The sequence below is a fragment of the Campylobacter sp. CH278 genome, from assembly GCF_004378845.1.
Lineage (GTDB): Bacteria > Campylobacterota > Campylobacteria > Campylobacterales > Campylobacteraceae > Campylobacter_D > Campylobacter_D jejuni.
In genome coordinates this window covers 112,454-127,465 of sequence record NZ_RYXZ01000005.1, presented here as the reverse complement: position 1 = coordinate 127,465, position 15,012 = coordinate 112,454, and the positions used below count along the sequence as shown (strand labels likewise).

General features: G+C 28.8%; 20 protein-coding genes. 10 read left to right on the top strand and 10 right to left on the bottom strand.

Annotated features, from left to right (window positions below; translation table 11 throughout):
* The first annotated feature begins 167 nt into the window (after positions 1-167).
* The 5 genes from surE to ELQ04_RS05685 all read left to right on the top strand — a co-directional run bounded on the left by surE (position 168) and on the right by ELQ04_RS05685 (position 3,703).
* On the top strand, positions 168-941 hold the full coding sequence (gene surE / locus ELQ04_RS05705) for a 5'/3'-nucleotidase SurE (protein WP_044778202.1): 774 nt from the start codon (positions 168-170) through the stop codon (positions 939-941).
* Complete coding sequence (locus ELQ04_RS05700) at positions 938-1,594, top strand: ThiF family adenylyltransferase (protein ID WP_002876872.1); 657 nt, start codon at positions 938-940, stop codon at positions 1,592-1,594. The genes surE and ELQ04_RS05700 overlap by 4 nt, the downstream gene beginning before the upstream one ends.
* Positions 1,578-2,027 (top strand): GNAT family N-acetyltransferase, encoded by a 450-nt coding sequence (locus ELQ04_RS05695; protein WP_002936876.1) that lies wholly within the window; start codon positions 1,578-1,580, stop codon positions 2,025-2,027. The genes ELQ04_RS05700 and ELQ04_RS05695 overlap by 17 nt, the downstream gene beginning before the upstream one ends.
* Positions 2,024-2,770 carry an OXA-184 family class D beta-lactamase OXA-623 gene (locus tag ELQ04_RS05690; protein ID WP_002936877.1) on the top strand — a complete coding sequence of 249 codons (747 nt, stop codon included), beginning with the start codon at positions 2,024-2,026 and terminating at the stop codon, positions 2,768-2,770. Before ELQ04_RS05695 ends, ELQ04_RS05690 begins: the two co-directional genes overlap by 4 nt.
* Positions 2,771-2,884: 114 nt before the next feature.
* Positions 2,885-3,703, top strand: coding sequence for a CPBP family intramembrane glutamic endopeptidase (locus ELQ04_RS05685; protein ID WP_002936878.1), 819 nt, complete (start codon positions 2,885-2,887; stop codon positions 3,701-3,703).
* Between the two features lie 11 nt (positions 3,704-3,714).
* Here the strand turns inward: ELQ04_RS05685 and ELQ04_RS05680 are convergent, their stop codons facing one another.
* The 7 genes from ELQ04_RS05680 to ELQ04_RS05650 are packed head-to-tail and all read right to left on the bottom strand — an operon-like array spanning position 3,715 to position 8,882.
* A complete protein-coding gene (locus ELQ04_RS05680; RefSeq protein ID WP_134224472.1) occupies positions 3,715-4,587 on the bottom strand; it encodes a sulfate/molybdate ABC transporter ATP-binding protein in 873 nt (290 codons plus the stop codon).
* On the bottom strand, positions 4,584-5,258 hold the full coding sequence (modB, locus tag ELQ04_RS05675) for a molybdate ABC transporter permease subunit (RefSeq protein ID WP_002936881.1): 675 nt from the start codon (positions 5,256-5,258) through the stop codon (positions 4,584-4,586). Before modB ends, ELQ04_RS05680 begins: the two co-directional genes overlap by 4 nt.
* Positions 5,251-5,652, bottom strand: a complete 402-nt coding sequence (locus ELQ04_RS05670; RefSeq protein ID WP_002936888.1) for a hypothetical protein — start codon at positions 5,650-5,652, stop codon at positions 5,251-5,253. The genes modB and ELQ04_RS05670 overlap by 8 nt, the downstream gene beginning before the upstream one ends.
* On the bottom strand, positions 5,649-6,398 hold the full coding sequence (modA, locus tag ELQ04_RS05665) for a molybdate ABC transporter substrate-binding protein (protein WP_002936889.1): 750 nt from the start codon (positions 6,396-6,398) through the stop codon (positions 5,649-5,651). The genes ELQ04_RS05670 and modA overlap by 4 nt, the downstream gene beginning before the upstream one ends.
* 50 nt (positions 6,399-6,448) lie before the next feature.
* Complete coding sequence (gene bioC, locus ELQ04_RS05660) at positions 6,449-7,135, bottom strand: malonyl-ACP O-methyltransferase BioC (protein ID WP_002936890.1); 687 nt, start codon at positions 7,133-7,135, stop codon at positions 6,449-6,451.
* Entirely contained in the window at positions 7,132-7,743 is a 612-nt protein-coding gene (locus ELQ04_RS05655) for a pimeloyl-ACP methyl esterase BioG family protein (RefSeq protein ID WP_002936891.1), read from the bottom strand. Before ELQ04_RS05655 ends, bioC begins: the two co-directional genes overlap by 4 nt.
* Entirely contained in the window at positions 7,740-8,882 is a 1,143-nt protein-coding gene (locus ELQ04_RS05650) for a pyridoxal phosphate-dependent aminotransferase family protein (protein ID WP_002936892.1), read from the bottom strand. Before ELQ04_RS05650 ends, ELQ04_RS05655 begins: the two co-directional genes overlap by 4 nt.
* Positions 8,883-8,949: 67 nt before the next feature.
* On the opposite strand from ELQ04_RS05650, the gene ELQ04_RS05645 reads away from it, so the two are divergent.
* Positions 8,950-10,233, top strand: a complete 1,284-nt coding sequence (locus tag ELQ04_RS05645; RefSeq protein ID WP_002936893.1) for an adenosylmethionine--8-amino-7-oxononanoate transaminase — start codon at positions 8,950-8,952, stop codon at positions 10,231-10,233.
* Here the strand turns inward: ELQ04_RS05645 and bioD are convergent.
* From bioD to ELQ04_RS05630, 3 genes are read right to left on the bottom strand one after another with little or no spacing between them, the layout of a single operon-like run.
* Positions 10,220-10,825: an ATP-dependent dethiobiotin synthetase BioD gene (gene bioD / locus ELQ04_RS05640; RefSeq protein WP_002892869.1), complete on the bottom strand. Its 606-nt coding sequence runs from the start codon at positions 10,823-10,825 to the stop codon at positions 10,220-10,222. The two genes, ELQ04_RS05645 and bioD, sit on opposite strands and share 14 nt — an antisense overlap.
* A gap of 9 nt (positions 10,826-10,834) precedes the next feature.
* Positions 10,835-11,149, bottom strand: coding sequence for a multidrug efflux SMR transporter (locus ELQ04_RS05635; protein WP_002794052.1), 315 nt, complete (start codon positions 11,147-11,149; stop codon positions 10,835-10,837).
* 2 nt (positions 11,150-11,151) lie between these two features.
* Entirely contained in the window at positions 11,152-11,490 is a 339-nt protein-coding gene (locus tag ELQ04_RS05630) for a multidrug efflux SMR transporter (protein WP_002936895.1), read from the bottom strand.
* Positions 11,491-11,620: 130 nt separating this feature from the next.
* Between ELQ04_RS05630 and ELQ04_RS05625 the strand changes: the two genes are divergently transcribed.
* Genes ELQ04_RS05625 through lysA form a run of 4 tightly spaced genes read left to right on the top strand, consistent with a single transcriptional unit; the run spans position 11,621 to position 15,011 of the window.
* Positions 11,621-12,157 carry a 50S ribosomal protein L25/general stress protein Ctc gene (locus tag ELQ04_RS05625; protein WP_002791314.1) on the top strand — a complete coding sequence of 179 codons (537 nt, stop codon included), beginning with the start codon at positions 11,621-11,623 and terminating at the stop codon, positions 12,155-12,157.
* Positions 12,154-12,699, top strand: a complete 546-nt coding sequence (pth, locus tag ELQ04_RS05620) for an aminoacyl-tRNA hydrolase (RefSeq protein WP_002854409.1) — start codon at positions 12,154-12,156, stop codon at positions 12,697-12,699. The genes ELQ04_RS05625 and pth overlap by 4 nt, the downstream gene beginning before the upstream one ends.
* Position 12,700: 1 nt before the next feature.
* Positions 12,701-13,759 carry an LptF/LptG family permease gene (locus ELQ04_RS05615; protein ID WP_002936896.1) on the top strand — a complete coding sequence of 353 codons (1,059 nt, stop codon included), beginning with the start codon at positions 12,701-12,703 and terminating at the stop codon, positions 13,757-13,759.
* 43 nt (positions 13,760-13,802) lie between these two features.
* Positions 13,803-15,011, top strand: a complete 1,209-nt coding sequence (gene lysA, locus ELQ04_RS05610; protein ID WP_002936897.1) for a diaminopimelate decarboxylase — start codon at positions 13,803-13,805, stop codon at positions 15,009-15,011.
* The last annotated feature ends 1 nt before the right edge of the window (position 15,012 follow it).

Here is a 15,012-nt window from a genome sequence, read left to right as displayed (position 1 = left end):
CCTTGCTAGCTTTATATTTTTATAGTTTAAATAATATTAATCGATATAAAATAAAAAAATAATTAAAAATAATACGAAATTTATATAATTTAAAATTAAAATTTTTATACTATGAAGCTTTAAAAAAATATGTTAAAATCCAAATTTTATCTTTTGCAAGGAAGACAATGAAAGAAATTCTTATCACTAATGACGATGGCTATGAAAGCGAAGGACTTAAAAAACTCATTAAGATGTTAAAAAAAGAATTTAAAGCCAAGATTACCATAGTAGCTCCTGCTAGTGAAAAATCAGCTTGTTCACACTCTATAACCCTAACCAAACCTTTGCGTTTTGTTAAAGTAGGAAAAAGATTTTACAAACTTGATGATGGCACTCCTGCAGATTGTGTTTATCTTGCACTTCACGCACTTTATAAAACACGCTTGCCTGATCTTGTAATCAGTGGGATTAACAAAGGAGCAAATGTAGGCGAAGACATTACCTACTCAGGAACTTGCGCAGGAGCTATGGAGGCGGTTTTACAAGGAATTCCTGCTATCGCTCTTTCTCAATTTTATAAAAAAAGCGAAAAAGAAATAGACTATAAAAATGCTTTAAAAATTACCAAAAAAATCATTCAAAATATTTTTGATAAAGGTTTTCCTTTGGAAAAAAAAGAATTTTTAAATATCAATTTTCCTGCAAAATCAAAAATCAAAGGTATTAAAATTTGTAAAGCAGGTAAAAGGGTTTATAATTTTGAAGCCCACTCAAATGTCAATCCACGAGGAGTGGAGTACTATTGGCTTGCAGCGGCGAATTTAGACTTTGAAGATGAGAAAAATAGCGATATTGCCTTACTTAAAAAAGGTTACGCTACAATAACACCTATAATGCTGGATCTTACAGCTTATGAAAGAATGAAAAAAGTTAAAAAATGGTTAAAGGCAAAAGAATGAATGATAGATTTACACGTATAAAATGGCTAGTTGGAGAAGAAAAATTTCAAAAAATTTCACAAACAAAAGTTTTGGTTTGCGGACTTGGTGGAGTGGGTGGAATTTGCGTTGATGCGCTTTATCGTAGTGGTTTTAAAAACCTTACTTTAATCGATGCGGATAAATTTGAAATCACCAATCAAAATCGCCAAATTCATAGCGAAAATATAGGCGAAGAAAAAGCTAAAGTATTTGAAAGAATTTATAAGGCTAAAGGTATAGTCAGCAAAATCGATGAAGATTTTTTAAAAAATTTTGATTTAAGCGAGTTTGATCTTATCATAGATGCCATTGATGATATCCCTGCAAAAGTAGCTTTGGCTCATCTTATAGATTTTAAAAAACAAATTTTTATCTCTTCAACAGGTGGAGCTAGAAAGCTTGATCCAACACGCATTAAAACTACAAGTATTTTTAAAACTCACGGCGATGCTTTAGCGAAAAAATTTCGTTATGAACTTAGAAAATCAGGCTTTAAGGGAAATTTTGATGTGGTATTTTCTGATGAAGAAGCACATTGTAAAGATTTGGGTTCTTTTATGGGTGTAACGGCTTCTTTTGGTTTAGCTTTGGCAAGTTTAGCAATGAGAAAAATACTTGATAAGAAGAGCTGAATTTCAAGATTTAATCCCTTGCATAAAACTTTTCAAAGAAAGTGTGAGTAAGCTTTGCGTTAAAGAATATACTAAAGATCAAATCAAAGCTTGGATTAAGATAGATAAGAAAAAATGGGAAGAAAAATTCACAAAAGATTTTGTTTATATCTATGAAAAACAAGGAGAAATTGTAAGTTTTATAAGTTTAAAAGAAGATGAGAAAATGCTTGATTTACTTTTCACTCACCCTAAATTTACAAAACTTGGTTTGGCTAAAGATTTGCTCGATTTTGTATTAAAAAAATACTCTTACAAAGAACTTTATGTTTTTGCTTCTTTAAGCGCAAAACCCTTCTTTTTAAGAAATGGCTTTGAGGTTATTAGAGAAAATGAAGTCTCAAAAGAAGGACAAATTTTAAAAAACTTTTTAATGAAAAAGGGAAATTTATGAAAAAAATCATCTTGTTTTTATGGATTTTAAATTTTGCCTTTGGACAAGATAAAATATTAGAAGATTTTTTTAAAGATTATAATACAAGTGGGACTTTTATAGTCTTTGATGGAAAAAATTATGCAAGTAATGATTTTCAAAGAGCAAAACAAACCTTTTCTCCTGCTTCAACTTTTAAAATTTTTAATGCTTTAATTGCGCTTGATAATGGTGTAATTAAAGATACAAAGGAAATTTTTTATCATTATAAGGGCGAAAAAGTATTTTTGCCCTCTTGGAAACAAGATGCTAGTTTAAGCTCAGCCATAAAACGCTCTCAAGTGCCTGCTTTTAAAGAATTGGCAAGAAAAATAGGACTTAAAACCATGCAAGAAAGCTTAAATAAACTTTCTTATGGAAATGCAAAAATTTCAAAAATCGATACTTTTTGGCTGGATAATTCTTTGCAAATTTCTGCAAAAAATCAAGCTGATTTACTTTTTAAACTTTCACAAAATTCTTTACCCTTTTCCAATAAAAGTCAAGAAGAAGTCAAAAAACTTCTTCTTTTTAAAGAAAATAAAATACAAAAAATTTATGCTAAAACAGGTTTTAATGATAATATAAATTTAGCTTGGATTGTTGGATTCGTAAAGACTAAAAACAAAATTTTATCTTTTGCTTTAAATGTTGATATAAAGGACATTAAAAATATTAAAATAAGAGAAAAATTGCTAGAAAAATATATTTATTCTTTAAATTAATTAAGCTTTTATAAGAAATTGTTTAATGATAAAAATATCGCAATATAATAGCTTTTAAGAAAAATAGATATAAAATATACTGATTATATTAAATTTATTTAAGAGGAATGTTAGATGTCTATGGTAACTTATGCTTTTTTAGCACTTGCCTTGGTTTTGTTGTCTTTTAATAAAATTAAAACAGCTTATTTATTTTTTATAATTAGTGTATTTTTTGCTTATTATTTTAAGATAATTAATATCACTTTTATAGCAATTAATATTATTGCATTTGGGTTGGCTTTATATTATAGATATAAAAAATCACTTATTTTAGAATTGATATTGTTTGTTTTTTGTATAGGTTTATTTTTACATTTTATACCAGGAATTAATAATATAAAAGTTTTAGATAAGGTTTATGCAAGTGAAAATAGTGCGCCATTTACTTTATATTTTAATTTTGATAAGCCTTTGGGTGTATTTATATTATTTTTATTGTTGCCTGCTTTATTTACAAATAAAAATTATGTAAAAGCTTCATTGCTAAAATGGATTTTATTAATTTTAAGTCCTTTATTTTTATTATCTATACCTTGGTATTTCAATGTTTTGAAATTTGAATTTAGCTTACCTTGGTGGTTGCCCTATTTTTTATTTTCTAATGTTTTATTGGTAGCTTTGGTTGAAGAAGTGTATTTTAGAGGTTATCTTCAACAAAGACTCTCTCAAATTTTGAATCCAAATTTTGCTTTATTGATAGCAAGTATAGCTTTTGGATTGATCCATTATAGAAGTGGAGTTTTAATGATTGTTTTTGCGAGTTTAGCTGGAATTATATATGGATTAGCATATAAATATAGTAAAAGTTTATGGATAAGTGTATTATTTCATTGCGGATTAAATTTAATCCATCTAATATTTTTTACTTATCCTTTTTATTTGAAATCATAATTAAGTATGTATTATTTAAGAATTAAAGGATTGAAAGCTTTTACTGAAAGTATGAGAGTGTCGCCTATTTTTATATCTTGATAAGCTTTTAAAAATTCCTCTTCACTAAGAGTAATTTTAATAATGTCTTGATTTAAAAGCAAAGTTAAAACCACTAAAATATCACTTTTTTTAATTTCTAGCAAAGTTGCACTCAAACGCAATTTCGCACTAATACTTGAATGAGTAAAAAATTCATTTTTAGGAAAATCCTTAATGATTTTTCCATTTTTAAGCTCTAAAATTCTATGACTTAACTTATAAATTTCAGCTAAATCATGACTTACCAATAAAGTGCTTATCTTAAAATATTCTAAAATTTTAGCCAATTCATCTTGTAAATTGGCACGCATTTTAAAATCCAAAGCGCTTAAAGGCTCATCTAAAAGCAAAATTTTTGGCTCCCTTGCTAAAGCTCTTGCTAAAGCTACTCTTTGTGCTTGTCCTCCGCTTAAATGTTTAGGATAAATTTTAGCCAAATTTTCAAGACCCATTAAGGCTAAAAGCTCACTAACCTTTGCTTTAGAACTAGCGGCATAGGCGATGTTTTCTTTTACATTCATATTTGGAAAAAGCGCATAATCTTGAAAAACAAAACCAATTTTTCTTTTTTGTAAAGCTAAGCTAAAATTTTTTGAAGAATCAAACCAAAGTTCATTATCTACTTCTATACGCCCAAATTCAGGTCTTATAAGCCCTGCTATGATTTTTAAAAGAGTAGTTTTTCCTGCTCCACTTTCGCCAAAAAGTGCAGTAATTTTTCCTGATTCTATATCTTTTTTAAAATTTAAATCCATCCTTCCTTTAGCGGTATTCATAGGATGATTGATATCAATTTTTATCATTGAAAACTCATTTTTTTATTGACAAAATAAAGACTAAAAAGCACTAAAAAAGAAAAAATAAACAATATAAAAGCATATTGATGGGCTAAGCTATAGTTTAAGATTTCAAGTTCATCATAAATAGCTATACTAGCCACTAAAGTTTCGCCTTGTTTATGTCCTCCTATCATCATCACGACTCCAAATTCACCCACAGTATGAGCAAAACTCATCGCACAAGCACTAAAAATTCCTGCTTTAGAATTAGGTAAAATCACTCTAAAAAGAGTATAAATTTTACTTTTACCTAAACTATAAGAAGCATCGAGCAAATTTGGATTGATCGATGAAAAGGCACTTTGTAAAGGATTTACCATAAAAGGCAAAGAAAAAATCAAAGAAGCAAAAACAAGGCCTTCAAAACTAAAAACTAAAGAAAGATTAAAATATTCTTTTAAAACTTGCCCTAAAAAACTATTAGCCGAAAAAGTTACAAGTAGATAAAATCCCAAAACACTAGGAGGTAAAATCAAAGGTAAAGAAATAAAGCTTTGAAGGATTGTTTTAAAAGGAAAACGCACAAAACTTAACAAATAAGCTAAAAAAACACCGATAAAAAAAAGAATAAAAGTCGTGATAAAAGCAAGTTTAAAAGTAAGATAAAGGGTTTGTAAAAAAGCTGGATCAAGCACTATGACTCCTTAATACAATATCATTTGCTTTTACAAAACAAAGCCATTCTTGATTTTCACAAAGTTCAAGTTCTAAGGCTTTTTCTTTAGTGATGATACTAGAAAGCTCATTACCTTTAAAATCAAAAAATACCTGATACAAAAGTTCGCCTTTTTTAATTTTTGTAATTTTAGCTAAAAAAGAATTTTCAACACTTAAAAGAGTTTTGCTTGTGCTAAAACAAAGCTCATGTTCTTTAAAAAGAAGTTCTACACTCGCACCAATTTTTAAATTTTCTAAAGATTTTAATTCAAGCATTAAAACATTAAAAATCACTTCTTTAGAAAGTATTTTAACAATAACTATATCCTCTTGATTTAAAAGTTCACAAATTTGTCCTTTTATAAGGTTCATGGTGTGCTAAATCCGTATTTTTTAAAAATCTCTTTTGCTTTTGAAGAACTAATAAATTCACTAAATTCAAAGGCTAATTTTTTATCCTTAGCGTATTTTGTTATGACATAACTTTGCTCTAAAGGGCTAAAATACTTTGGATTAATAATGCTTGTTTTACCTTTAGGATGATTGATAGGAGAAACTAAAGAATAAGCCACTATAGCTATATCTGCATTTTTACTATCTACATGTAAAACAGGTACTGAGATATTTTCGCCTAAAACGATTTTGTCTTTAAAAAGCTCATTTAAACCCAAATTTTCAAGTACTTCTTTAGCCGCTACTCCATAAGGAGCTACTTTAGGATTGGCTATGCTTAGATGCGTGATTTTACCTGCCTTTTCTTTTAAATTTTCAACACCTCCTTGGAGTAAATTTTCATCCAAACTATACAAAGCCAAAACTCCTAAAACATAAACTTTTGGCTTTATTAAGGCATTTTTATCATCATAAATAGCCTTAGCATATTTAGTATCTGCTGAAAAAAAGAGATCAAATTCTCTCCCTTGTTTTAAAAGCTCATAATATTTTCCAGAAGCACCAAAAACCAATTCTATTTTATCTTTTGGATGTGTTTTTAAAAACTCATCTTTAACTTCACTCATTGCCTTTGAAGCTGAAGAAGCCGCGAAAATACTTAAATTTTGTGCATTTAAACACGAAACAAAAAACAAAATCCCAAAAAATACTATAAACTTTTTCATTTAGTTTTCCTTGTGTAAAAATTTAATTTTTGGATTATAACACAAAAAATTCATTTTATATCATTTTTGCATAAAATAAATACAGGATGATAAGTGAGTTTGTTTTGAAATTTTTCTTCAAATTCTTTTAAAAAACTTTTATTTAAAGGATAAAATCCTAAAGAATTTACACCGCTTAATTTTAAATGCCTGAAAACATCTAAAGTATTATTAAAGCTTAATTCTATGAGTTCTTGAGTGATTTTTACTTCATCAAAATAGACTTTAAAAATTTGCTCTAATTCATTTAAGCTAAAATAATTTAAACCAAAACCCGTACTTTGTTTGATTTCTTTTAAATTTTGTTTTGCAAAAGTAGAAAGAAGTAAAATTCCATTTTGATTTAGCATATTTCTAAGACTTGGTATAATGCGTTTTAAATCAAGCCATTGCAAAGTTGCATTTGAAACAATAAGATCAAATTTCTCTTTACTTAAATCCTGTTTTGCAATTTCATTCATATCAAAAATTAAAATATTAGAATTTTCTTTAAAGTTTAAAATATCGTTTTTTAAATACTCATTAAAAGTAATGAAATTTTGAAGTTTTTTGCTAAATTCACCCCTACCACAACCAAATTCAAATACTTTTTCAAAATGTGAAATTTTTAAATCTTTTAAAATTTCACAAAGTTTTAAACCCATAAAATCTTGCACTTTTGCATGTTTTTCATAATCTTTTGCTTTTAAAAAATTCAAAGCTCATCCCAAGTTTTAAAATGAAAAAAAGCAAAATGCGGTTCATCTAAAAAAATCAAATTTTTAAAACTATTTTTCAAGGCATTTGGTGGAAAAATTTCATCTTCTTTACTTGAATAAACCTTATCCCAAAGCAAATTTTCTTCTTGTTTTGTTAAAGCAAAGTCAAAAAGTTTTTCAAGCTCTATTTTCAAAGATTTTTCATCTTTAAAAATAAAATCTTTGGCTAAGCTTTTGCGTTCTTCAAATAAAACTTCTTTAAAATATTTTAATTTAAAATTTTGCAGGGTTTTTTTAAAAATTGTAGGATGAATTCCTTTTAATTTATCTATGCCTAAATTTGTGCCATTTATGGCTATTTTTTGTTTAAAATGAAGCTCTTTTAAAAGTCTATTTGCTACGTAAACTCCCATAGAAAAAGCGATTAAAAAAAGTTCATCAAAAGCTTTGAAATCAAAATTTAAATCAAAATTTTCATAATCATAAAATAAAATCACATTTTTATTGCTTTTTAAATGCGAAAAATGACTAGGATGTGAAGCAAACCCTCCAAATACCACTATAAGTTTTTTTGAATCAGGATTTTTACATAAAAATTCATATTTCATAAAAGCTCTATTATCCTTTCAAGTTCTTCTGTGTTAAGTCCTGCGTGCAAAGAAAAACGAATTCTAGCTGTATTTTTTGGCACGGTAGGTTCTTTGATCGCAGGAGCAAAAAATCCAGCTTTTTGGAGTTTTTGTGAAATTTCTAAGGCTTTTTTATTTTCACCTAAAAGCAAGCAAATAATATAAGCATCACCTAAAACAGTGTGATTTTTTTCTTGCAATTTACTTTTAAAAAAAGTGCTTAAAAGCTCTAATTTTTCTCTTTCTTTCTTAAAATAAGGCATTTTTTTAAAAATAAATTGCGTCCAAGCTATATTAATAGGTGGCAAGGCTGTAGAATAAATAAAAGCTCTAGCTTTGTTGATGAAAAATTTTTTATATTTTTCCTCGCATATCATACAAGCACCTATGGAAGCAAGGGCTTTTCCAAAGGTAAAAACCAAAAAATCCACTTCATTTTCCAAGGCTAGTTTTTTAACAAGCCCCAAACCCTCTTCATCAAAACAACCCACGCTGTGTGCTTCGTCTATATAAAGCTTGATTTTATCATAACGCTTTTTAAGCTCACACAAAGTTTTAAAATCGCTAAAATCTCCATCCATACTAAACAAAGCTTCGCTTAAAACGATGATATTTTCATAATTTTCATAATGTTTTTGGATCAAACTCTCTAAATGATTCATATTTTTGTGATGAAAACGAAAAAAATCAGCCCCACCAAGTTTTAAGCCATCAATCATACTTGCATGAATAAATTTATCGGCTAAAAAAAGCGTCTTAGAAACGCTAGAAAGTGCTGCTATACAAGAGATATTTAGATGATAACCACTATTAAAATGTAAAATTTCCTTATCTTTAAATTTAGTCTTTAAAAAACTTTCTAATTCTTCATAAATTTCAAAATTTCCACTCAAACTTCTTGAACTCGAACTTGAAAAAAACAAATCTTGCTCTTTTAGGGTGTTTAAAAACTCAGCTTTTAACTCTTTAGAAGACGCCAAATAAAGATAATCATTTCCTGCTAAATTTAAAAGTTTTTGATCTTGCTTATAAACAAATTTATTTTCATGTTTTAAAGGCGTTAGAGTTCTTAGATTGTGATTTTGCTCTAGATCTTGCAAAATTTTTTCAAGCTTCATTTTTTTCCTGTAAATTTAAAAATTTAAAGTATTATTTTGCCAAAATATTTTTAAAAAAGAAGTTATAATGCAAAATCAAATCTTAAAAAATCTCGATTTAAAACACATTTGGCATCCTTGCACACAAATGAAAGATCACGAAACCCTACCTTTAATCCCTATAAAAAAAGCAAAAGGCGTATGGCTTTATGATTTTGATGATAAGGCTTATATGGATTGTGTGAGTTCTTGGTGGGTAAATCTTTTTGGTCATTGTAATGAAAAAATCGCAAATGCCATCAAAAAACAAGTTGATGAGCTTGAGCATGTGATTTTAGCAGGTTTTACACATGAGCCTATCATCAAGCTTTCTACGAGACTTTGTGAAAAAGTGGGGCGTGATTTTAATAAATGTTTTTATGCGGATAATGGATCAAGTGCCATTGAAGTAGCACTTAAGATGAGTTTTCATTATCATTTAAATAAAGGTTTGAAAAAAAATAAATTTTTATCCCTAAGCAATTCCTATCATGGCGAAACCTTAGGGGCTTTAAGTGTGGGCGATGTTGCACTTTATAAAGATACTTACAAAACCTTGCTTTTAGAGTGTTTAAGCACTCCTGTGCCACAAGGTAAAGACTATACTAAAGAGCTTGAAATTTTAAAAGATATTTTAGAAAAACACTCGAATGAAATTTGCGCTTTTATACTTGAACCCTTGGTGCAATGTGCGGGAAATATGCACATGTATGAAGCTGGTTTTATTGATGAAGTGATCAAGCTTTGCCATGATTTTAATGTGCAAGTGATTTTTGATGAAATTGCAGTGGGTTTTGGACGCACAGGCACTTTGTTTGCCTTGCATCAATGCAAACAAAGCCCCGATTTTATCTGTCTTTCAAAGGGGATTACAGGAGGATTTATGCCTCTTTCTGTAGTGCTTACAAAGGATGAAATTTATAATGCCTTTTATGCACCCTATAGCGAACAAAAAGCCTTTTTACACTCTCATAGTTATACAGGAAACACTCTAGCTTGTGCAGCAGCTAATGCGGTTTTAGATATCTTTGAAAATGAAAATATTTTAGAAAAAAATCAAATTTTAAGCACCTTTATCCAGCAAGAATTTTCAAAACTTAAAAAATTTGATTTTTTAGGAAATTTTAGAACTTGTGGAATGATCAGTGCTTTTGATATTTTAAGCCATAAACACGAACGCGTGGGACTTTTTGTATTTCAAAAAGCCTTAGAAAAAGGTTTGCTTTTAAGACCTTTAGCAAATACGATTTATTTTATGCCTCCTTACATCATCACAAAAGAACAAATCGTTTATGTAGTAGAGAGTTTAGAACAAATTTTTAAGGAATTTTAAGTTGCAAAATTTCTTGCATTTGCTCTTTAAAATCTTGATTTAAAATGTTATTTTCATCAAAAAAATCAAGATTGATTATAGGAATTTTTGCATAATTTTTTATAAAATCATCTTGCAAGATATCTTTTTTACCCATCATCACAAGGGCTAAAATATTAATATTTCTTTGCTTTAAAGCTTCAATGCTAAGTAAAATATGATTAATACTTCCAAGATAGTATTTTGCTACTAAAATCGTAGGGTGTTTGAAAATATTCACAAAATCAATCATAGTGTAATTTTCATCCATAGGAGAAAAAAGCCCACCCGCAAGCTCAATAAGTAGGTTCTCACTTTTTGGTAAAATGATATCTAAAGCTTTATAATCAAGCTTTTCTTTGATTTTTCCAAGATGAGGGGAAGCTGGAGTTTGCAAAAAAATACCCTCTTTAAAAATTTTTGTTTTTGGGCTAAATTTTGCAATAAACTCGCTATCTGTTGGAGTTCCTGCTTGAATGAGTTTAAAATAATCATAGTTAAAATTCGCACAAAAAGCTGCACTAAAATGTGTTTTTCCTACATCAGTATGTATTCCACTTACATAAATTTGCACAAAAAATCCTTAAGAAAGAAATTTTAAACCTACTGTACAAGCAATAATCACAGCGATTAAAAAAAGTTTTAAAAAACTTTTACTTTCTTTATAAAAAAGTACTCCTATCATTACCCCACCAGCAGTTCCAGCTCCTGTCCATATAGCATAAGCAACACTCATAGCGATATTTTGCATACTTAAGCTTAAAAAAGTAAAAGAAAATCCAAAACACACAATCAAAGCCAAAAGGTAAAGCTTGTTTTTAGTGCTTACAAGTTCTTTCATGATCACCACACCAAAAATTTCACAAGCAGTAGCTAAAAACAAATAAAACCATTCCATAACTAAGCTTCCTTGCTTACCCATTTAAGGGCTATAATGCTTAAAAGTAAAATCGCTATAAGCACAAGTTTAACTATAGAAACAGCCTCGTTAAAAATAAACATTTCATTTAAAACCACCCCAACAGTGCCAATGCCTACAAAAACACTATAAGTAATACTTACTTCAAGTCTTTCACAAGCTTTTAAAAAGCAAGTAAAAGAAATACAAACTCCAATGGCTGTTAAAATATAATGCCAAATTTCTGTAGAATATTTAAGTCCGTTTACCCAAAAGCATTCTATAATCCCACCTAAGATTATTAAAAACCAAGCTATATTGATATTGAATTTTTCATTCACATGAAGCCTTAAATTAACATAATTTATAAAACAAATTATATCTTAAAGAAATTAAAGAAGCTATAAATTTACTTTTCCATAAGCCAAAATTAGATATAATCAAAGCTCATTTTTTAAGAAAGGACAAAAGATGTTAGAAGGTATCGTTAGAGAGAGTATCGGTAGAAAAGCTGCTAAAGCTTTAAAAAGAGATGGTTATCTAATCGCAAACATCTATGGAAAAGGATTAGAAAACATCAATGCCGCTTTTAAAGTAAATGAGTTTATTAAGGAAGTTCGTAAAAAAACTACTTTAATTTTTGATGTAAAAGTAGGTTCTCAAACTTTAAGCGTTGTAGTTGTGGATTATCAAAAAGATCCTGTAACTGCAGAACTTAAACATGTGGATTTAAAAGTTGCACAAAAAGGTGTGATTTCTAAATACATGGTTCCAGTTAAAATCACAGGAACAGCTATAGGTCTTAAAAATAAAGGTGTTTTAATCCAATCAAAAAGAAGATTAAAAGTAAAATGTGCAGCTGAAAATTTACCAAATTTCTTCGAACTTGATGTAAGTAAACTTGATGTGGGTGATGCTTTACTTGTTCGTGATATTGTAGTTCCTGCGGGAGTAACTATGATTGATGCTGATAGAGTAGCGGTTGTAGGTGTAGAAAAAGCTAGATGATTTTAGTCGTAGGGCTTGGCAATATAGGCGTAGAGTATGAAAATACCCGTCATAATGTCGGTTTTATGCTAATTGACTTGCTTTTAAAAGAAAGCAATTTTACAAATCTTACAAACTCTAAATTTAAAGGAGAACTTTTTAAAATAGGTTCTTCTTTACTTCTTCTTAAACCTAGCACTTATATGAATAATTCAGGACTTAGTGTAAAAGCAGTGAATGATTTTTATAAATGCGAAAGAATGATAGTTATCCATGATGATATAGATATAAATTTAGGAGCCTTGCGCTTTAAAAAAGGCGGTTCAAGTGGTGGACATAATGGGCTTAAAAGCATAGATACTTTATGTGGAAATGATTATGAAAGAGTGCGTATAGGAGTGGGAAAGGGTGAAAATGTGATTTCCCATGTTTTAGGTAAATTTAAACCCGAAGAAGAAATAACCTTAAGCAAAGTTTTAGAGCATACAAAAAAAGCTTTGCTTGAGCTTATTGAAAATGATGATTTGTCTGCTATATCATCCAAATACAGCCTAAAGGCTTAAGATGTGGATATTTTTTCGTTTTATTTCAGGGATTTATCTAAAAAATTTTTTTATTATATTTTTTTCTTTACTTGGTTTTTATTGCGGTATTGATTTGCTCTTAAATTTTAAAGATCTACCAAAAGCTGCAAATCTTGATTTGCTTTATGTTATGTTTTTATCTTTCTCGGCAGTGCCTTATGTATTACCCATTTCTTTGATTTTTGCTTTGGTAGTTTCTTTGATTTCTATGATCAGAGCAAATGAATTTGTAAGTCTTTATGCGTTAGGACTGAGCAGAAATTATGTTATTTTATTTCCTTTTTTATGGGCTTTATTTTTTTGTTGTATTTATATAGGATTGAATTTTACTTCTTTTGCTTATGCAAATGATTATAAGAGAAATATTTTAAAAAATGGCACTATTATGAATCAAAGTGGAGAAGTGTTTTTGAAATTTAACAATAATTTTGTTTATATTTCAAAGATAAACAATGGACAAAATAGTGCTCAAAATATAAAAATTTTTAATATCAATGATTTAAATTTAAGCTCTTTTGTAAGTGCTAAAAATGCCCATTTTGAAGGTGAAAGTTGGATTTTGCGAGATGGTAATATTACATTATTACCTAAAAATTATGAACTTGCTAATGATGGTTTAAAGATACAAGATTTCTCCGAGCTTAAATCACTTGAGGGTTTTAAACCAAAGATTATAGAAGGGGTTGCTAGTAATAGTGATTATTCAATATCTGACGCACTTGAAAGTTTTGAGCTTTTTAAGGCGCAAAATGTCAATACAGATGCTCTTAAAATCAATCTTTATAAATTTGTTTTTACTCCTTTTTTTGCACCATTTTTAATGCTTATTATGTATTATTTTTTTCCTGTAATAGCAAGATTTTTTAATCTTGCTATTGTAACTTTTATAGCTTTTGTAGCGACTTTGATGATTTGGGGAGTCTTGTTTTTGCTTACTAGATTAAGCGAAAATAGTGTGATTGCAAGTGAAATTGGCATTGTAGTGCCTATTATAATTTTAGGTTGTTTAAGTGCTTATATGTATTATAAGCATCGATAAATTAAGCTTTGTGTAGTAAAATTATAAAAATTAAAGGTTAAATATGGATTATAAACAATTAAAACAAGAATTTAATACTCCTTTTTATATTTACAATTTTGATTTCATAAAAGAGCGTTTTTTAAATCTCAAAGAGGCTTTTAAGGCTAGAAAATCTCAAATTTTTTACGCTGTAAAAGCCAATTCAAATTTAAGTTTATTGCAAATGCTTGCAAATTTAGATAGTGGATTTGATTGTGTGAGTATAGGCGAGGTAAAGCGTGCCTTAAAAGCAGGAGCAAAAGCTTATAAGATTATTTTTAGCGGAGTAGGAAAAACCAAAGAAGAGTTAAGGCAAACTTTAGAATATGATATTTTATATATTAACCTTGAAAGTGAAGCTGAAATGATGCTTTTAGAAAGTGTGGCTAAAGAACTTAATCTAAAGGCAAGAATCAGTATTCGTGTTAATCCAAATGTTGATGCAAAAACTCATCCTTATATTTCTACAGGATTAAATGAAAATAAATTTGGTGTTGAAATTGATATAGCAAGAAAAATGTATCTTTATGCAAAAAATTCATCTTTTTTAGAGCCCGTTGGAGTGCATTTTCATATAGGTTCGCAACTTTTAGATATTTCTCCCATTCATGAAGCAGCAGGCATCGTTGCAAAACTTGTAAGAGAGTTAAAAGCCTTGCAAATCGATCTTAAATTTTTTGATATAGGCGGTGGTTTGGGTGTGGCTTATGAAAAAGATGAGTGTGAATCTGATCTTTATGATTATGCACAAGGTATATTAGCACAACTTCATGGGCTTGATTTAACTATAGGAATGGAGCCTGGAAGGTATCTAGTTGCTAAAAGTGGAGAATTTGTTTGTTCAGTGCTTTATGAAAAACAAAATAAAACCAAGCGTTTTGTTGTAGTAGATGGAGCGATGAATGATCTTATACGCCCAAGTTTATACGAGGCTTATCATGAAATAATCTTACCTTATAATCAAGGCGAAGAGAGTTTATGTGATGTTGTAGGTGGAATTTGTGAGAGTGGGGACTTTTTTGCTAAAGCAAGGTCTTTGCCTAGCACTCAAAGTGGTGATATAATGGTTATTAAAAATACTGGAGCTTATGGTTTTAGTATGAGTAGTAATTACAATACTCGTAATAAAGTTTGCGAATTAGCCCTTGAAGAAGGACAGGTAAGATTGATCCGTCAAAGAGAAAATTTTGAAGATCAAATCGCTTTAGAAGAGAAATTTTTAAAGGCTTAAA